The organism is Marivita sp. NO-S04, assembly GCF_059070475.1.
The window spans coordinates 2,889,981-2,907,579 of record NZ_CM180980.1 but is presented as its reverse complement, the minus strand read 5'-3'; the positions used below and the strand labels follow the sequence as shown (position 1 = coordinate 2,907,579).

Below are 17,599 nucleotides of genomic sequence, written 5' to 3'. Positions count from 1 at the left end.
GCGCGGGCAGACGTATCAAGCTGGTCGAGGGTCACCTCTTCGGTCGGATCAGCGATCCCGCGCCGTGTTCGGTAAAAAGCTCTAGCAGACAGGCATTTGGGACACGTCCATCGAGGATAACCACTGCGCGGACCCCTTCTTCGATGGCCTTGAGCGCGGTTTCCGTCTTTGGGATCATACCACCGGCAATGGTCCCATCCTCAATCATCGCGCTGACCTCTTCCGGGGTCATTGCTGTCATGACGTTACCACTTGCATCCTTCACGCCGCTGACATCGGTCAGCAGCAAAAGCCGGTCGGCCTGCAACGCGCCAGCAATTGCACCGGCTGCGGTGTCACCGTTTACGTTAAAGGTCTCATTGGGCTGCATCCCTGTTGCCACTGGAGCCACCACCGGGATGATCCCAGCCTTGAACAGATCGCGCAGAACCTGCGGGTTCATCTCCACAGGGCGGCCGACAAAGCCCAGTTCGGGGTCATCCGCTTCGCACACCATAAGGTCGTCGTCTTTGCCCGACAGACCAACCGCGCGGCCGCCTTCGTCCATGATCGCTTGTACGATCCGCTTGTTCACAAGTCCGGTCAGCACCATCTCGACCACTTCCACAGTGGCCTTGTCGGTCACACGCTTGCCGCGCACGAACTCGGACTTGATGCCCAGCTTGGTCAGCATGTCGTTGATCATCGGACCGCCGCCGTGCACCACCACCGGGTTTATTCCAACCTGACGCATCAGAACAATGTCGCGCGCGAATTCAGCCATCGCGTCTTCGTCGCCCATGGCGTTGCCGCCGAACTTAACCACCACAACGGCCCCTGCATAGCGCTGCATGAAGGGCAGAGCTTCAGAGAGGGTGCGGGCGGTTGCGATCCAATCGTGGTTCATATCTCGGGATTTCATGCCTGTTCTCGATCCAAACCGGACCTGTGTCCGGCGCTTACCTTGTGTGCGTCATGGCTTCCCCCGAGGCAAGCCGTTTTGCGCTCAGCCGATCCCGGCGATGATGCTGCGTAGGGTTGCAATGCCATCGCCTTTTTCGCTGCTTGTCAGGACCAGTTCGGGATAGGCTGCGGGGTGCTTGGCCAGCTTTTCGCGCACCTGCGCCAGCAGTCCGTCATATTGCGACGGCTTGATCTTGTCAGCCTTTGTCAGAACAACCTGAAAGGCGACAGCGCTCTTGTCGAGAAGGGTCATGATTTCTTCATCGACGGTCTTAATGCCATGTCGGCTGTCGACCAGCACAAACGCCCGGCGCAGGCTGGCGCGTCCGGACAGGTACTGCTTGAGAAGCGCTTGCCATTTCTCAACCACATTCACCGGAGCGTTGGCATAGCCATAGCCCGGAAGGTCGACGAGATACCGTTCCTCGCCCAGCGTGAAATAGTTGATTTCCTGCGTGCGTCCCGGCGTGTTCGATGCGCGGGCCAAAGCCTTGCGCCCTGTGATCGCATTGATCAGCGACGATTTTCCAACATTCGACCGTCCCGCAAAGCAAACCTCAATCCGGTCATCAGCCGGGAGGCCGGACATCGCAACGACACCTTTGAGAAAGTCGACTTCGCCGGCGAAAAGCTTGCGCCCCGTTTCGCGGAGGATCTCGTCTGGCTCTTCTGCCAGTGGAAAGGGTAACTTCATCTCAGACACGGGCCACCTCATCGCCGGCTTTGATCTCGCCACCGTGGATCACCTCGGCTCGCACTGAAAAATCCTGATGCCCCCAGCTTGCCAGTGCAGACAGGACATCGGCGTCGCGCTTGCCGGTTTCGGGGTTGCTATGGGTCGATTTGCACCGATCGGTTCTTTCTCGAACTCTGACGATCGTCTCGCCGATGCGGATTTCGCGATCATCCCAATCGAATTCTTCCCATGGGGCGAGACCGTCGATCCAGATGTTCCCGCGCCACCGCAGATGTGACAAGGGCTGACCGACACGTTGCTCCACGGCCCGGTGCGATGCGTGATTGCACAGCGTGATGCTGGGAAAATCACTGTCTGTGAACGCTTGCGCGTGTGCCTTGACCAGTCGCGCAGGTTGCAAGGCATCTTCCGGCACCAGATTTTTGGTCCACGCGATGAACTCTTCGCTGTTTGTATCAGGATCGAAAGTCAGATCGTCCGCGTCGGGGTGGCTGAGTGTGACATGCCCGGATGTTGCGTCGAACTTCGCGCTGATCGCCATCAGGCTGGGCAGCTTTGCAACCCGACAGAAATGGCCACAACTCACCCATTCGGACCCATCAGCCTTGGACCTGTCATGCGCCACGGCCCAAAGTCGGTCGAATGGAAGCGTTCCACCAGCTTGAACCGTCACCGAGTCCAGCTTTTCCCGACCGTGACTCTTGATCGGGTGTCGCCAGATCTCGGTTACCGTTGCTGTCATTTTTGACCCGTCTTCGGGTTGCGCTTGACGCCAGATTTGATGTTGCCAAACACGTCCGGCTTATAGCCCTGCGATCGCATGATAAGGTACTGCTGGGTGAAAGTGATCGTGTTGTTGGCGATCCAGTAAACCACGAGACCGCTGGCAAAACCGCCAAGCATGAACATGAACACCCAAGGCATCCAAGCAAAGATCATCGCCTGGGTCGCATCCGTGGGTGCGGGGTTGAGCTTTTGCTGCAACCACATCGAGATTCCCAGAAGCAGAGGCAGGATGCCGATAAAGACCAGCGCCAACAGGGACCCGGGTGTCGGTGCGGCCCATGGCAAAAGGCCAAACAGGTTCATGATCGATGTCGGGTCAGGCGCGGACAAATCCTGAAACGGGCCAAGCCACGGTGCGTGACGCAGTTCAAGCGTGACAAAGATCACCTTGTAGAGCGAAAAGAAGATCGGGATCTGAAGCAGGATTGGCAAACAGCCAGAGGCCGGATTCACCTTTTCCTTCTTGTACATCTCCATCATTTCTTGCTGGAGCTTTTGACGATCGTCGCCCGCACGTTCCTTGATCTTCTCCATCTCGGGCTGAAGTTCTTTCATCTTCGCCATCGAGACGTAGGATTTATAGGCCAGCGGAAACAGCACAGCCTTGATGATCAGCGTCAGACCAATGATCGCCCAGCCCATGTTGCCGATCAGCACGTTCAGATGGTGCAGCAGCCAGAAGATCGGCTTGGTCAGGAAAAAGAACCAACCCCAGTCAATCGCGTCGATGAATCGATCCACGCCGGATTGCTGATACTCGCGAATGGTTTCCCATTCTTTCGCTCCGGCAAACAGTTGCGTGGACACTTCGCGTGTTTCGCCAGGGCCGATTGTGATTGTGGGCTGGACGGCCTCGGTCTGGTAGATGTTGCTGGCGTCGCTGTATTTCGCAACCTGCCGGAACGCGGTGCCGTTTTCAGGGATGATCGTCGTCATCCAGTAATGATCAGTGAAACCGATCCAGCCGTTTTCAGCAACCTGCGTGACCTCTGCGCGGGCTCCCTCGGCGGGATCAACGGCAAAGTCGGTCATGTCGGAATAGTCGATCTCGGCCAGAGTGCCGTCTGCCATCGCGACAACACCCTCGTGCAGAATAAAGAAATTCTTCAGATCGGCCGGTTCCCCATGCCGTGCAATCAGGCCGTAGGGGGCCATGGTCAGGGCGTCGCCGCTGGTGTTTTCGACCGATTGGGTCACCGTGAACATGAAATCTTCGTCGATTTCGATGGTGCGGCGGAACACGGTCCCGTTCGGGTTGTCCCATCGGAGTGTCACGGGGCTGTCTGCGTTCAGTGTGTCGCCGGATTCGACGCTCCAGTTTGTGGTGACACTGGGCACGTCGTCCAAGGTCAGCCCGCCGCCGGGGGCCCAGCCGAACAGAGCATAGTAGGGGCGCTCGGATCCGACGGGGTTGAGCAGATGAACAACATCTGCATCTTCGGCAAGGCTCACTCGGTAGTTTTTGAGGGAAAGGTCATCAATCCGCCCGCCGACAAGCGAAATCGAACCCACAACGCGATCAGTCTCGATAGGAACGCGAGGCGCGTCCTCGACAACTGTGGGGCTTGCCTGCGTGGTGACGCCCGTGCTTCCGGGTGCGGCGTCCGGGGTTGCTGCAATCGTCGGTGTTGCGCCCTCGGCTGCGGTGGGCACAGCTGCATCCGGATTGACCGTCGGTTCGGGCGGTGGAAACAAGACAAACCATACCAGAATGACCGCAAAGCTCAGCGCTGTTGCGACTAAAAGGTTCTTGTTCTGATCGTCCATAGGGGGCCGCCGCCTGTGGTTTTTGGATTACCGCTGCGTTCAACAGGCACTGTGCCTGAACGTCAAGCGGATTCACAGTAAAGACCGGTGCGGTGCGGCATTTGTTCAGCAGCTTGTGACAGGTCGTGTTTCGGATTGAGCATTTACTTGATGCGGTGAATCACACCCCGGGTCGCACTCTGGTTTTTGGTTTGCCGTTCAGCCAGCCAGTGACCAATCTCCGAAGCGCTTGCAGGAGTGGCGAACACGTTGCCTTGTGCGTAGGTACAGCCGAGATCACGCAAGACACCTTGCTCTTGTAGCGTTTCCACTCCGGTGGCGACGGCTGGGATGTCCAGTCGTTCGCACAGACCAAGCAGCGCATAAACCGCGCGCCTTTTTTCATCAGAAAGTTCGACATTTCTAACAAGATCGCTGTCGAGTTTGACGCGCATCAGCGGCACATGTTGAAGCGCGACGATGCCGCAATCTTCCGCCCCGAACCGGTCAAGATCAAACGCGCAACCATGCGTGTGCAGTTCGCGTAGGTTGCGTTCAACAACGGCGTCGCGTTCTGTCGCCAAGGCACGATCGGAAATTTCGAGGATTATGCGGGTCGATGGCAGTCCGACGCGGACAAGATCCCCTTTGATGCGCGCAGCAAGGTCTGGATCGCGCAATTCGTCTTCGGAAAGGTTTACGCTGATGGTCTTTATGTCGAACCCGGAAGCGTCCCAGTCCAACAAGGCGGTCATTGCCTGCAAAAAGATCGTGCGACCCAGTCGTGACATCTGCTGGCTGTTTCGGGCAGCCGACAGAAATTCTGTGGCAGTAAGAACGCCGCGGGTGGGATGATCCCAGCGGGCAAACGTTTCCATCCCGATCACGTCACCTGTGCGCAGATTGACCTGTGGCTGAAAAACCGCCTGTATCATCCCCTGATCCAAGGCCGCGGAGATTTCGTCCTGCAAGGTATGTCGAGACTTGTGGTGGCGAGACAACCTGTCTGACCAGAGACGTGTTGTGCCAAGCCCGGACACTCTTGCCTCTTCCACAGCTTCGTTTGCCGAGTGTAGCCACGTCTCGGCCGTCACGTTGCGCCCGAAGTTCAGCGAAGACGCAATTCCGATACACGCCAAGCACGCGTGCGACACACCTTCGATCGCCAAAGGCGTTTCCACGGCAGAGCGCAGGCGTTTTCCAAGGCCAAGAAGGTCGTCGAGACGCAATCGAAAACCCGGCGCAATCAAGACTGTGAACCCTGTTTCGTCGTCATGGAACACATGGTCCGCTGCGCGCAGCGAGGACCGTAGCCGCGACACCATCAATGCGCGTGCATCCGCAGCCCTTTCTTCACCGAAGCGTTTGGATATCTGATCCAGTTCGGGAACCACGAACTGAAAGCAGGCGGTTGTCTGTCCATTATGCTGTGCGATTTCAAGAAACTCCTGCGCAACGCCCAAGAGCGAAGGCGCGGCCAGACGTTCGCTGCTGCCAGCATCGAAATGCCGACCAACACCCCCGAAAGCAGCGTAAACCAAAGGAATTGCAATCGAAAAAAAGACCAAAAACGCCTCACCACCGATCCAAAATGCTGAAAGGCACAGCGCTGGTAGAAACGCCAGCATGTGCGCGCCGGTTACCCCTTTTTTCAGTGCAGGCCAAAAGCCGGAGAAATCCAAATTCGGTCGCATTGAAGGCCCGCCCAAAAGATGTGTTTCGGGCAGGATCGCGCAATTTAGGTAAGCGGAGGTTTAACGCAGCTTCGGAATGTCCGAAGAATTTTCACCATCGTCAGCCAGTCGCGTCGAAAGTGCTTTGAAATCAAAAAGCTCGCTGTCCAACAAATGCGAAGGACGCGCGTTTGTCAGGGCGCGGAAAATCACCTGGCGCCGACCGGGGCTGTTTTTTTCCCAGCCGTCAAGGATGGCTTTCACCTGCTGGCGTTGAAGCCCGTCCTGGCTGCCGCAAAGGTCACAGGGAATGATCGGATACTTCATCGCACGGGCGAATTTCTCGCAATCGGCCTCGGCCACATGGGCAAGCGGGCGATAGACAAAAAGATCCCCGTCCTCGTTCACCAGTTTCGGGGGCATTGTCGCGAGGCGCCCCCCGTGGAACAGGTTCATGAAGAAGGTCTCGAGAATGTCGTCGCGGTGATGGCCAAGCACCACGGCATCGCACCCTTCTTCGCGGGCGATGCGGTACAGGTTTCCGCGTCGCAACCTGGAACACAGCGCACAATAGGTTCGGCCCTGAGGCACCTTGTCCATAACGATGGAGTAGGTGTCTTGGTATTCGATCCGGTGCGGAACGCCCATTTTTTCAAGGAAATCTGGAAGAACCGTCGCAGGAAAGCCGGGTTGCCCTTGACCCAGATTGCACGCAAACAAATCTACGGGCAGCAATCCACGCCACTTCAATTCGTACAGCACCGCAAGAAGCGTATAGCTGTCTTTGCCACCGGACAGGCACACCAGCCATTTCGGTGTTCTCTCGGGGTCGCGCGCAACCATGCCGTAATGCTCGACTGCCTCGCGCACATTTTGCACGATGCGTTTGCGCAGCTTTTTGAACTCGGTGCTTTTTGGCGCACCGTAGAACAGCGGGTGTATGTCGTCAGCATCATCAAGCATGAGCGGCATGTACGGCGGATCGCGCGGTTCAGCAAGCATCGCGTTTAAGGCCCGCAGCTTTCAGGTTCCATGTTTGCGCTTGGCTCGCAAGGTTGGGTCGGCTTGGGTCGGGTCTTCGGGCCAGGGGTGTTTTGGATAGGCCGCGCGCATGTCCTTGCGCACATCTGCATAAGAGCCCGCCCAAAAACCGGGCAGATCAAGCGTCGTTTGAACCGGACGGTGCGCCGGGGACAGCAGGGTGACACGCAGCGGCGTCTTGCCGACACACGGGTGCGTCTTCTGACCGAACAACTCTTGTAGGCGCAAAGAGATTTCCGGATGTTCGCCTGAATAGTCGATGGGAATTTCGCGTCCCAAAGGTGTTGTGAACTTGCCAGGAACAAGCCGATCCAGATCTTGCATCTGTCCCCAATCCAGCATCGCGCGGAGAGCCGGCAAGAGATCGAACCGCTTCCAGTCATCGGCACTGCGCACAGAGCACAGATGCGGCAAGAGCCATGCTCCAAGGCTGTTCATCAAGGCCGGGTCCGACATGTCCGGCAAGGCCATTCCGGCCGCACGACCAAGGCGAACACGGGCTGTGAACCGACGCGCCACATCGCTCATGGCGGGAGTCAGCCCCAAGTCGCGCACCCCGTCCAGCATCGCTGTCGCGATCTGCTCTGCTGCAGCGTCTTTCCACACGCGGTCGTCCAGCGCGATCGCACCAAGCTTTTCCTGCTGGCGTGCCACCACGCGGCGCTCGCGTTTTGACCACTCGCAGATGTCGGCCCAAGCGATCTGGTCGGGAAACAAGGCCCGCACAGCGCTTTCGGAAATCTGAATGGCTTGCCGGATACGCGCCTCGCGTGGATTTCCGTCAAGATCAGTTGTCACGATCAGTCGCGCCCCGGCCAAAGCATCTGTGCTGTCCATCACCGCACCTTTTCCCCCAGACAGTTGATACCGGGGGGCATCGCCCTTACGCCGCAATCCGATCCGATCAGGATAGGCCAGTGCCGTCATTTCCGCGATGCTCAGTTCGCTGGTCGCCGTCTTGGGGGCGGCACGAGTCAAACGTTTGGCTTCGTCGCGTATGCGATCCATCGCGCCACGGTTGAGCACCGCGTTGCGGCGCTCTTCGAACCGCGCCGGTGCGCGCAGAGCTTCCATCCGTAAGGCCAGATCAACCCCGGCACCTTGCACCGGATCCCGGTTAGACAGCAAAGCAGCCAGCGGTGCGGCGTCCGGCCCGGCGATGCCGATCATATGCGCCAGACGGGGGTGAAGGGGCAAGGTGGCCAGCGTACGTCCATGCTCTGTGATGCGGTTCTCGTGGTCCAGAGCGCCCAGCATGCGCAACAGGGATCGCGCTTCGGCAAACGCGCCTTCGGGTGGGGGCGTCAGGAAGGACAGGTCGCCCGGTTGCGCCCCCCACAGGGCAAGTTCAAGAACAAGCCCGGCAAGGTCTGCAGCTTCGATCTCGGCCGGGGGAAATGCGGCCAAAGCCCCATCCTCGCCCTTGGTCCAAAGCCGAAAGGCCACGCCCTCTGCCACCCGTCCGGCGCGCCCGGCGCGTTGGGTGGCTTCGGCCTTGGTCACTTTCTCGGTCACCAGCCGCGACATGCCAGACCCCTGATCAAACCGTGATCGCCGCGCCAGCCCGCCATCGACCACAACGCGAATGTCCTCGATGGTCAGCGAAGTTTCCGCAATCGACGTGGCCAGCACAACCTTGCGCCCTGATCTTTGCGGTTGGATGGCCTCTTGTTGTGCCTTGAAAGGCAACGCGCCGAAGAGTGGCTGAAGCTGGCAGTCTTTCGCTAAACGTCCGGCAAGGGCTGCTTGAACGCGTCGGATTTCGCCCTCTCCGGGAAGAAACGCCAGAACGCCGCCCTCGGTAGTCTTGGTCGCATGGCTGATCAGGTCCGCCATGGCGCTCTCGAAACGGATGGACTTGCCGATGGGTTTGTCTAACCAGCGGGTCTCTACGGGAAAGCTGCGTCCTTCCGATGTGACGATCGGCGCGGCCATCAGCCGGGCGACGGGTTCAGCGTCCAAGGTTGCGGACATCGCAACAAGGATCAGGTCCTCCCGAAGCGCGCCACGGATTTCAAGACACAGGGCAAGACCAAGGTCGCCATTCAGGGAACGTTCATGGAATTCGTCGAAGATGACTGCGCCGATGCCAGACAATTCGGGGTCCGACTGGATCATCCGTGTCAGGATGCCTTCGGTCACCACTTCGATCCTGGTTTTGGCGGACACTTTGCTGTCGCCCCGCACCCTGTATCCAACCGTCTGTCCTGCGGTCTCGCCAAGGCTTTCGGCCATCCGCTCGGCTGCAGCACGCGCAGCAAGGCGCCGTGGTTCGAGCATGACAATGCGCTGTGTGGTCAATCCGGCGTCGAGCATGGCAAGTGGCACGCGCGTGGTTTTCCCTGCACCGGGCGGGGCCTGCAAAACGGCACGACCGTGGTCACGCAAATGCGCGATGAGTTCGGGGAGAACGGGGTCGATGGGCAGGCGGGTCATTGCGTCTTCTAAGCCTGTCTGCCCACACGCCGCAAGCGGCGGTCAGGAAGCCTGTATCGCAGCTGTCCAAGTACTGCGTACAAATTGATCTGTCGGGCAGGCGCGAAACTCCTCAACCGCGGGGGCTGCGCCGTCCAGTGAGACAGGCACTTCCAGATTGCCCAGAACGGCAACTGCACGCCGATTGAAGTTGAGCCCGTTTAGAACGTTCCCAAAGCCGCGGTCTCGGACGGTGAGGGTGCGTGTGTCTTCGGCCTCGATCACATGTCGCGTGGTCGAAATGGTCAACCCGCGTTGGCCCTCGAACCGCATGGAAAACACGGCCGCATCCGGCCAACCACCTTCGCGCGACAGTTGGATCGCATATTCCCCGGTAGCCGGGTCATAGGTGACCATGACCGCCACGTCCGCATCTTGGTGGAACAAAGTGCAGATCGGCACGGGTGAAAACTCCCAAGCCGCTGCAGAGAGCGGCGCAATCAAAAGGGCAAAGGCAAAAGCAACCGTACGCATGACCGTATGGTAGCGTACGGTTCGCATTGTGCCAGTCGGATTAGGAAGAACGGTCGCACCGGGGATGATATTTGACCCAGAGTGCATATGTCGTGATGGCCCAAATCAAGGAGACGGCATAATGAAATGTCCCATCGACGGAACCGCTTTGGTGATCGCTGAACGCTCTGGTGTCGAGATCGATTATTGTCCGCAATGCCGGGGTGTCTGGCTTGATCGCGGCGAGCTGGACAAGATCATCGAACGCAGCGCCAGTTACGCTCCGCCGCCTCCGCCCCCGCCGGCGACGCCTCAACCCACACGCGGTCACGCCATGGGTTATCAGGACACAGGTTACGGCAAAAAAAAGAAACGTGGTGGGTTTCTGGAAGACCTGTTCGACTTCTGATCCCGCATCCCCTAGGCCGGACAAAACCGTCCGGCTCTAGGAGGCGTCATGCGTGTGTGGATTGCGATTGCGGGTTTGTTGGTCTTGAGCGCTTGTGGCGTGCCATTTGTGCCGTTCATCTGACGCTTGATTGCGGCATGCCGATCAGTATGTCCGCTTGAGGCCCAGCAGGCCAGCGAATTGTGTCACACCTTGACCCAACTGTAATAACGCTGACCGCAACAATACTTTGTTCGAGTCGATAACTGCGGCGATCCTTGAGAAATGTGTCTGCTGGCTCGCTGAGGGTGACCGCAAGAGGATTGTCTGCGCGTCTTCCATAGCGCGGAGCGTTTCCCGCTTCACCTCGGGAAGTGCGGCTTCGGTAACCGCGTCGAAACTCCTGAAGCCTTGGCGTAGCGCTGGGCGCGTCGGGTCCAGATTGGCGTCGATCACCGCGACGATGCGCGTTTCGACAAGACGCAGGGCATCATGTGCTGGTCCATAATCTGGAATGCCAGAGAGTTTGATGGCCGCGTTCCGATAACTCTTACTGTAACAATCGTAGCGATAGACATTGAGAAGCTCGCCGCATTGCCGGAAATCGTTTCGCAAGCGGCGAACCACCTCATTAGTAAGACTGTCACTCAGGGTCGTCGCACGTTGGCTCCAATTCTGTGCTTGCGCACTGGGACTACTTGAGGCCACCGATAGAATGACTGCGGCGAGGCACGACAGAAAGCGTCGCATAGAGGATCACCTTAGTTTCAAGCATCGGCCGAATGGACCGTGCGACGTTGGGATAGGATTACTCCGGACCGAGACAGGCCTCAATCGTTATTGCATAGGGATCGGCAGTCGCATGACGTTACCGTTTCTTGCGCCTTTGCACATTCCCACCACGCTGGCCCGGTCGCCCGGCCGTGGATCGCCCCGATGACTTCACCGCCGCATCTGCCGCTGCCTCAACTGCTGACTGACGCGCCAGCGGATCGTCGGATATCGCCAAATCAACCGCTTCAAGCCGCTTGACCTCATCCCGCAACCGCGCGGCCTCTTCGAATTCGAGGTTCTCGGCTGCCTTGCGCATGTCCGTGCGCAACCCGTCCAGAACCGCTTGCAGGTTCGCGCCAGCCAATGGCTTGTCGACTTTGGCGGTGACGCGGTTCATGTCCACATCGCCTTTGTAAAGACCCTGAAGAATGTCATCGACATTCTTTTTGATCGTTGCGGGCGTGATGCCATGCTCTTCGTTATAGGCGATCTGCTTGGCGCGGCGGCGGTCGGTCTCGGACAGCGCTCGCTCCATCGACCCGGTGATCCGGTCGGCATACATAATGACGCGGCCTTCAGCGTTCCGTGCGGCACGGCCAATGGTCTGGATCAGTGAGGTTTCAGAGCGCAGGAAGCCTTCCTTGTCCGCGTCCAGAATGGCCACCAGCCCGCATTCGGGAATGTCCAAACCCTCGCGCAGCAGGTTGATCCCGATCAGCACGTCAAAGGCTCCAAGACGCAAGTCACGCAGGATTTCGATCCGTTCGATCGTGTCGATATCCGAATGCATATAGCGCACGCGGATGCCTTGTTCGTGCATGTATTCGGTCAGATCCTCGGCCATCCGCTTGGTCAAAGTGGTGACCAGTATACGATAGCCGTCAGCCGCGACTTTGCGCACTTCGTCGAGCAGATCATCAACCTGCATTTCAACAGGCCGGATTTCGACCATCGGATCCAAAAGCCCGGTAGGCCGGATCACCTGTTCAGTAAACACGCCGCCGGTTTGCTCTATCTCCCATTTGGCGGGGGTGGCAGACACGAAGACCGATTGCGGGCGCATCGCGTCCCACTCTTCGAATTTGAGAGGGCGGTTGTCCATGCAAGAGGGTAGACGGAACCCGTGTTCAGCCAGCGTCATCTTGCGTCTGAAGTCGCCTTTGTACATGCCACCAATCTGCGGGACCGATACGTGGCTTTCATCCGCGAACACGATTGCATTGTCAGGGATAAATTCAAAGAGGGTGGGTGGGGGTTCGCCCGGTGCGCGGCCGGTCAGATAGCGTGAATAGTTCTCAATCCCGTTGCAGACGCCCGTCGCCTCGAGCATCTCAAGATCGAAATTCGTGCGTTGCTCCAACCGCTGCGCTTCAAGCAGCTTGCCTTCATTTACCAACTGATCAAGCCGCTGACGCAATTCCTTTTTGATCCCGATCATCGCCTGCTGCATGGTCGGTTTCGGCGTCACATAGTGGCTGTTGGCATAAATGCGGATACGTTCGAAAGTGTCGGTCTTTTCACCGGTCAGCGGATCGAACTCGGTGATGCTTTCCAATTCATCCCCAAAGAACGACAGCTTCCATGCCCGGTCTTCAAGGTGCGCCGGGAAAATTTCAAGGCTGTCACCTCGCACCCGGAACGATCCGCGCTGGAATGCCTGATCGTTGCGGCGGTATTGCTGCGCCACCAGATCGGCCATCACGGCGCGTTGGTCATAGCTTTTGCCGATATGCAGATCTTGCGTCATCGCTCCGTAGGTTTCGACCGAGCCGATACCGTAGATGCATGACACCGACGCCACGATAATCACGTCATCGCGTTCGAGCAGCGCCCGGGTGGCCGAGTGGCGCATCCGGTCGATCTGTTCGTTGATCTGCGATTCCTTCTCGATATAGGTATCGCTGCGCGCAACGTAGGCTTCGGGCTGGTAATAGTCGTAATAGCTGACGAAATACTCGACCGCGTTGTCGGGGAAGAAGCCCTTGAACTCGCCGTATAACTGCGCCGCCAGCGTTTTGTTCGGCGCAAGGATGATCGCTGGACGCTGGGTTTCTTCGATCACCTTGGCCATGGTGAAGGTTTTGCCTGTCCCCGTCGCACCCAGCAGAACCTGGTCGCGCTCACCGCCCAAGACACCTGCAGACAGTTCTTTGATGGCGGTCGGCTGATCACCCGCGGGTTCGAACTCGGTATTCATATGAAAGCGAATGCCCCCTTCCAGCTTTTCGCGGGCGCGGACTTCTGGGGCAGGTGCGTGAAGAATCTGAATATCGGACATGGATCACCTGAGGGAATCGGTTGCTGCGCCAAGAGGTGCAGTCGAAAGGGGGAAAGTCAAAATGGGCGGTTGCGGCCGGAAATGCAACCATGGTCGTATATGTCAAAGTTTACACTATAGTGTCTTGAATTCATTACATTTCACCGACGCGGCTTTTTCCGGTTTTCGGGGGTCATCTGCAGCCGCTGCTTTTTTTCTTCCAAAGCTGTACGAAATAAGTACCTTAATCGTGCAAGCAGTTGGCTTCATTCGGTTTCGGGAGGCACACACCCACCCCTCGCTCCCCGCTTCTTGTTGGCGGATAAGGCCCTGCTTGCACTGATTGTCCAAACCCTGCGACACTATCGTGACCTTGCGGATCGGGTCGTTTTTGAGCATATCTGCACCACAGACCACAAAGGTGAGACCCATGCGCGCCCGGATTTATCAGCCCTCGAGAACCGCCATGTCTTCTGGCAGCGCGAAAACGCGCCATTGGATTTTGGAATTTGCGCCCGAAAGCCCGCGCGAGATCGATCCGTTGATGGGCTGGACGTCGTCCTCCGACACGCAAAGCCAGGTGCGGCTTAAGTTCGACACGCTGGATGCCGCCAAGGCCTATGCCAAGGATCATGGTATCGAGGTGCTTCAGTTCGCGCCTAACAAGCGTAAACCTAACATCCGCGCCCGTGGCTACGCCGAGAATTTTGCGGTGGATCGCAAGGGTGCTTGGACGCACTGAATTTGTGTAAATCGGGGCGAAGTTAGCACGGAATCGGGCAAAGATTTCGCGAAGACGATGGTTTAGGCTAGATATGGGGCGCCCAGTGGGCGCCTTTTCCATATGTAGAGTCTGGTCGAGAGTTGCGGCAAAGGAGGGTCGAGATGGCGGGAAAAGCTCTGAACAAGGCGAACTTGCTGGCCTTGGGCGCAGACGTTCTGGCCGATCTGCTTCTGGAAAGCGTCAAGGGCGACGCTGCCCGTCAACGGCGCGTCCGCATGGCGCTTGCGGCGGAACAGGGCCCCGAGACCATTGCCGCCGATGTGCGCAAGCGGTTTGCGCAGATCCGGCGGGGGCGCAGCTTCATCTCCCGCAAGGCGCAGAAGACGCTGGCCAGGGAACTGTCCGACCTCACGCAGCTGATCGAAACGGGCATTGCGCCCAACGCGCCGGACCTTGCGTTCGACCTGCTTTGGGCACAACTTCATCTCGCGGCGGGCATCCACGAGCGCACGGATGACAGCTGGGGCACAATTGGCGACGTCATGCGCGACGCGATGGACGCAATCTCCCGTGTTGCTCCACCCATGACGAAAGACCCGAAAGGTCTCGCGGAAGACGTCTTCGAAGCGGTCTCGGTCGATGGCTACGGCGCGTTTGATCACGCCGCCCACGCCTTGGCCGAGGCGTTGGGTGACACCGGTCTGGCACATCTCAAGGAGCTGGCGGAAGCTGCGCGTGCTGCCCCGCTGACCGAGGCTGATCTGGTGCTCTACGAGTTCATCACCGATCCAGTACAACGCGAGGACCGCGCGCGGGTCGCCCGCGACCGGACCGTCGAGATGATCCTGCAGGATGTCGCCGATCTGCAAGGGGACGTGGACGCATGGCTGGCCCGGTACACGCCCGAGCAACTGACCTTCCACACCATCGCGCCCGAGGCCGCGACACGCCTGCTGGCCGCTGGTCGCGCCGAAGAGGCGCTGAAGCTTGTCGAAGGTGCCTTGCCGAACGACCATTGGTTCGACACCCCCGATCTTGATGAGGCGCATTTCGCCTGCCTTGAGGCGCTGGGACGCAAAGACGACCTTCGCGCAGCCCTGTGGGCGCGGTTCGAAAAGCGCCTCTGCCCGGATGCCCTGCGCCGACACCTCAGGCTCTTGCCGGATTTCGAGGACATCGAAGCCGAAGATGCCGCCCGTCAGCATGTGCTCAAATTTCCAGTCATCGACGCAGCCTTGGCCTACTGCCTGCAAGTTCAGGACATGTCCCTCGCGTCGCAACTGGTCCTGTCCCGCCATGCCGAGATCGACGGCGATGCCTACGACATCCTGACCCCGCTTGCCGATGCGCTGATGGCCACGCACCCCCTGGCCGCCGTCCTGCTATGGCGGTCAATGATCGACTTCGCCCTGACCAAGGCCCGCTCAGGCCGCTACGGCCACGCCGCCCGCCACCTCGCGTCCTGCGCCACAGCGGACATGGCGATACCGGCCTATGACAGGCACCCGACACACGTGGAATATCTCAACGGCCTAAAGACAAATCACGCCCGCAAAGCGTCGTTCTGGGAGCGCGTCGCGGATCTTGGGTGAGAAAGCTGCACGCACTGGTAATTGAGCCATGGCTGGAAATTACGGTTGGCTCTGATGGTGTGACCATTGACGACTTACGCCAGACGGCCATTGGGCGGGCACAAATGTTTTCCCTGAAAGGGCGAAACCTGTCCCGGCTGTCGCCTTGCCTTTACTCCGAAACCAACCTGCGATAGCTGTGTGTTCTGGTTTTGGAATTTGAAATTCAGGTGTCTGGAGACGACTTTGCCCAGCTACGCGACCTCGGGTTTTCGGATTGAGCCGGTCGTCGCGCTGACTTGGGATGTTGCAGAACTTGTCCATCGGCATCTCGACCTGATGCGCGCACAGACGCCGTCCGAAAGCTGCCATGTCATGAGCGCCGACGATTTATTTGCCGCCGGCGCGAGAGTATACGCTTTGCGTGATGACGCGTCCATTCTTGGCATCGCCGCGCTCAAGCCGCTGGACTCGCACCATGGTGAGTTGAAGTCCATGCACACCCGTGCCGAAGCGCGGGGCAGGGGCGTTGGTGCCGCGTTGATGCAAAAAATGCTGACGGAAGCAACTGAGTTTGGAATGTCCCGTATCAGTCTGGAGACAGGCTCTGAAGCACCGTTCGCGGCGGCGCGGCGGCTTTACGAACGCCATGGGTTCACCTACTGCCGCCCTTTTGGCGACTACGCGGAAGACCCGCTCAGCGTTTTTATGACACGAACTCTATGACCCTCTCTTGCTCCGCAAGGACAAAACCTGCAAATAACGCGCAGCGGTCCCTTAGCTCAACTGGATAGAGCAGCTGACTTCTAATCAGCAGGTTGAGGGTTCGAGTCCTTCAGGGATCGCCAGACACCTTTTTCTCTATCGTCCGACGCAAAGATTGGGGTTTTGCGACAAAAGACCCATTTTTGAAGCTGATCGATTCTTGCCTCTATACTGAGGCTAAATGAACAAAAATGGGCGGCGCCATCGGCACCGGCGTTGTTGCATTACCCCGGCCTGAGGCGTGACGTCCCCTTACCCCGCTGACGTTATGCCACGCGGACGATCTCGGCGGTGCCGAGGGCGTTGAAGCGGTTCATGAGGGCGATGCGGATGTGGATTTCGGCGGTCTGTCGGTCGGGGTCTCTTGCCATGATACGCTCGCCGAAGGATTTCAGGCAGCGCATCTTCGCCTCGATCCGGTTGCGGGCGTGGTATCCGGTCCAGCGTTTCCAGAACGCCCGCCCGTAGTATCGCGTCGCGCGCAGGGTGTCGTTGCGGGCGCGTGCAGCCGGGCAGTCTTCTTTCCAGAGACGTCCGTTCTTTCGGATCGGGATGATCGGAACGGCGTCGCGTTCGATGATGGCCTTGTGGCAGCGGCGTGTGTCGTAGGCGCCGTCGGCGGTGACCGTGCCTATCTGCTCACCTGCCGGGATCTGGCCGAGCAGGTCGGGCAGCACGGGGCTGTCGCCGTCGCGGCTGGGGGTGAACTCGACTGCCCGGATGTCCGAGGTGGTGGTGTCCATGGCCAGATGGACTTTGCGCCATTGGCGTCGGCCTTGCACCCCGTGCTTGCGGGCCTGCCATTCGCCATCGCCGAGGAACTTGATCCCGGTGCTGTCGACCAGCAGGTTCAGCGGGCCGTCCGCACGGCGATACGGGACCTGGACGGCCAAGGTCTTTTGCCTGCGGCACAGCGTGGAAAAGTCCGGCACGGGCCAGTCCAGGCCGGCCAGTCGCAGCAGGCTGGCCACCATTCCGGCGGTCTGGCGCAACGGCAACTTGAACAGGACTTTGATCGATAAGCAGAACTGTATGGCCGCATCGGAAAACACCGCCGGACGTCCGGGTCGACTGTCACGCGGCGCGCGCCAGGTCATGTCCTTGTCGACCCAGATGAGCAGAGACCCCCGCTTCCTGAGTGACGCGTTGTAGCTGGACCAGTTCGTCGTGCGATAGCGGGCGGGAGATGGCTTGCTCATGCACCGCGTCTAACGCCATGGATTCGCGAAGTGAATCCTTCGTCGTCAGACTTTTGCAACAATGCCATGCAAATGCTTGGATTGATCACGCGATTCTCAGGGCTCTGA

At 58.9% G+C, this 17,599-nt stretch carries 15 protein-coding genes and 1 tRNA gene; 5 read left to right on the top strand and 11 right to left on the bottom strand.

Features of this window, described 5'->3' with window-relative positions; genetic code table 11:
• Positions 1 to 31: 31 nt before the first annotated feature.
• The 8 genes from argB to ACK3EW_RS14845 all read right to left on the bottom strand — a co-directional run bounded on the left by argB (position 32) and on the right by ACK3EW_RS14845 (position 9,834).
• Complete coding sequence (gene argB, locus ACK3EW_RS14880) at positions 32 to 901, bottom strand: acetylglutamate kinase (protein WP_085628189.1); 870 nt, start codon at positions 899 to 901, stop codon at positions 32 to 34.
• 84 nt (positions 902 to 985) lie between these two features.
• Positions 986 to 1,636, bottom strand: a complete 651-nt coding sequence (yihA, locus tag ACK3EW_RS14875) for a ribosome biogenesis GTP-binding protein YihA/YsxC (RefSeq protein WP_085628188.1) — start codon at positions 1,634 to 1,636, stop codon at positions 986 to 988.
• Between the two features lies 1 nt (position 1,637).
• Positions 1,638 to 2,381 carry an MOSC domain-containing protein gene (locus tag ACK3EW_RS14870; RefSeq protein ID WP_493806807.1) on the bottom strand — a complete coding sequence of 248 codons (744 nt, stop codon included), beginning with the start codon at positions 2,379 to 2,381 and terminating at the stop codon, positions 1,638 to 1,640.
• On the bottom strand, positions 2,378 to 4,192 hold the full coding sequence (gene yidC, locus ACK3EW_RS14865) for a membrane protein insertase YidC (protein WP_493806806.1): 1,815 nt from the start codon (positions 4,190 to 4,192) through the stop codon (positions 2,378 to 2,380). Before yidC ends, ACK3EW_RS14870 begins: the two co-directional genes overlap by 4 nt.
• Positions 4,193 to 4,335: 143 nt before the next feature.
• Positions 4,336 to 5,739, bottom strand: a complete 1,404-nt coding sequence (locus ACK3EW_RS14860) for an EAL domain-containing protein (RefSeq protein ID WP_493806805.1) — start codon at positions 5,737 to 5,739, stop codon at positions 4,336 to 4,338.
• Between the two features lie 186 nt (positions 5,740 to 5,925).
• A complete protein-coding gene (ttcA, locus tag ACK3EW_RS14855) occupies positions 5,926 to 6,807 on the bottom strand; it encodes a tRNA 2-thiocytidine(32) synthetase TtcA (RefSeq protein WP_493809741.1) in 882 nt (293 codons plus the stop codon).
• A 60-nt stretch (positions 6,808 to 6,867) separates the two neighbouring features.
• A complete protein-coding gene (hrpB, locus tag ACK3EW_RS14850) occupies positions 6,868 to 9,321 on the bottom strand; it encodes an ATP-dependent helicase HrpB (protein WP_493806804.1) in 2,454 nt (817 codons plus the stop codon).
• 42 nt (positions 9,322 to 9,363) lie between these two features.
• Positions 9,364 to 9,834: an excinuclease ABC subunit B gene (locus ACK3EW_RS14845; protein WP_493806803.1), complete on the bottom strand. Its 471-nt coding sequence runs from the start codon at positions 9,832 to 9,834 to the stop codon at positions 9,364 to 9,366.
• Between the two features lie 121 nt (positions 9,835 to 9,955).
• On the opposite strand from ACK3EW_RS14845, the gene ACK3EW_RS14840 reads away from it, so the two are divergent.
• Positions 9,956 to 10,222 (top strand): TFIIB-type zinc ribbon-containing protein, encoded by a 267-nt coding sequence (locus ACK3EW_RS14840; protein WP_085628182.1) that lies wholly within the window; start codon positions 9,956 to 9,958, stop codon positions 10,220 to 10,222.
• A 144-nt stretch (positions 10,223 to 10,366) separates the two neighbouring features.
• On the opposite strand, the gene ACK3EW_RS14835 is transcribed toward ACK3EW_RS14840, so the two are convergent.
• Both ACK3EW_RS14835 and uvrB read right to left on the bottom strand, forming a co-directional pair.
• Positions 10,367 to 10,816, bottom strand: a complete 450-nt coding sequence (locus ACK3EW_RS14835; RefSeq protein WP_493806802.1) for a hypothetical protein — start codon at positions 10,814 to 10,816, stop codon at positions 10,367 to 10,369.
• Positions 10,817 to 11,069: 253 nt separating this feature from the next.
• Positions 11,070 to 13,253 (bottom strand): excinuclease ABC subunit UvrB, encoded by a 2,184-nt coding sequence (gene uvrB, locus ACK3EW_RS14830; RefSeq protein ID WP_493806801.1) that lies wholly within the window; start codon positions 13,251 to 13,253, stop codon positions 11,070 to 11,072.
• A 409-nt stretch (positions 13,254 to 13,662) separates the two neighbouring features.
• Between uvrB and ACK3EW_RS14825 the strand changes: the two genes are divergently transcribed.
• From ACK3EW_RS14825 to ACK3EW_RS14810, 4 genes are all read left to right on the top strand, one after another.
• Positions 13,663 to 13,974, top strand: coding sequence for an ETC complex I subunit (locus tag ACK3EW_RS14825; RefSeq protein WP_439121003.1), 312 nt, complete (start codon positions 13,663 to 13,665; stop codon positions 13,972 to 13,974).
• Positions 13,975 to 14,117: 143 nt separating this feature from the next.
• A complete protein-coding gene (locus ACK3EW_RS14820; RefSeq protein WP_493806800.1) occupies positions 14,118 to 15,548 on the top strand; it encodes a DUF6880 family protein in 1,431 nt (476 codons plus the stop codon).
• Between the two features lie 225 nt (positions 15,549 to 15,773).
• The gene (locus tag ACK3EW_RS14815) at positions 15,774 to 16,253 is read left to right on the top strand and encodes a GNAT family N-acetyltransferase (RefSeq protein ID WP_493806799.1); all 480 of its coding nucleotides are present in this window, start codon (positions 15,774 to 15,776) and stop codon (positions 16,251 to 16,253) included.
• Positions 16,254 to 16,298: 45 nt separating this feature from the next.
• Positions 16,299 to 16,375, top strand: a tRNA-Arg gene (locus tag ACK3EW_RS14810).
• Between the two features lie 183 nt (positions 16,376 to 16,558).
• On the opposite strand, the gene ACK3EW_RS14805 is transcribed toward ACK3EW_RS14810, so the two are convergent.
• Positions 16,559 to 17,491: an IS5 family transposase gene (locus ACK3EW_RS14805; protein WP_493806415.1), complete on the bottom strand. Its 933-nt coding sequence runs from the start codon at positions 17,489 to 17,491 to the stop codon at positions 16,559 to 16,561.
• Positions 17,492 to 17,599: the final 108 nt, after the last annotated feature.

What these genes read in the sequence shown, in the direction of transcription:
- ACK3EW_RS14805 (WP_493806415.1), bottom strand. Translation starts at nt 17,491, where the DNA reads ATGAGCAAGCCATCTCCCGCCCGCTATCGCACGACGAACTGGTCCAGC.
- ttcA (WP_493809741.1), bottom strand. Translation starts at nt 6,807, where the DNA reads ATGCTTGATGATGCTGACGACATACACCCGCTGTTCTACGGTGCGCCA.
- uvrB (WP_493806801.1), bottom strand. Translation starts at nt 13,253, where the DNA reads ATGTCCGATATTCAGATTCTTCACGCACCTGCCCCAGAAGTCCGCGCC.
- hrpB (WP_493806804.1), bottom strand. Translation starts at nt 9,321, where the DNA reads ATGACCCGCCTGCCCATCGACCCCGTTCTCCCCGAACTCATCGCGCAT.
- argB (WP_085628189.1), bottom strand. Translation starts at nt 901, where the DNA reads ATGAAATCCCGAGATATGAACCACGATTGGATCGCAACCGCCCGCACC.
- yidC (WP_493806806.1), bottom strand. Translation starts at nt 4,192, where the DNA reads ATGGACGATCAGAACAAGAACCTTTTAGTCGCAACAGCGCTGAGCTTT.
- ACK3EW_RS14840 (WP_085628182.1), top strand. Translation starts at nt 9,956, where the DNA reads ATGAAATGTCCCATCGACGGAACCGCTTTGGTGATCGCTGAACGCTCT.
- ACK3EW_RS14825 (WP_439121003.1), top strand. Translation starts at nt 13,663, where the DNA reads ATGCGCGCCCGGATTTATCAGCCCTCGAGAACCGCCATGTCTTCTGGC.
- yihA (WP_085628188.1), bottom strand. Translation starts at nt 1,636, where the DNA reads ATGAAGTTACCCTTTCCACTGGCAGAAGAGCCAGACGAGATCCTCCGC.
- ACK3EW_RS14820 (WP_493806800.1), top strand. Translation starts at nt 14,118, where the DNA reads ATGGCGGGAAAAGCTCTGAACAAGGCGAACTTGCTGGCCTTGGGCGCA.
- ACK3EW_RS14870 (WP_493806807.1), bottom strand. Translation starts at nt 2,381, where the DNA reads ATGACAGCAACGGTAACCGAGATCTGGCGACACCCGATCAAGAGTCAC.
- ACK3EW_RS14845 (WP_493806803.1), bottom strand. Translation starts at nt 9,834, where the DNA reads ATGCGTACGGTTGCTTTTGCCTTTGCCCTTTTGATTGCGCCGCTCTCT.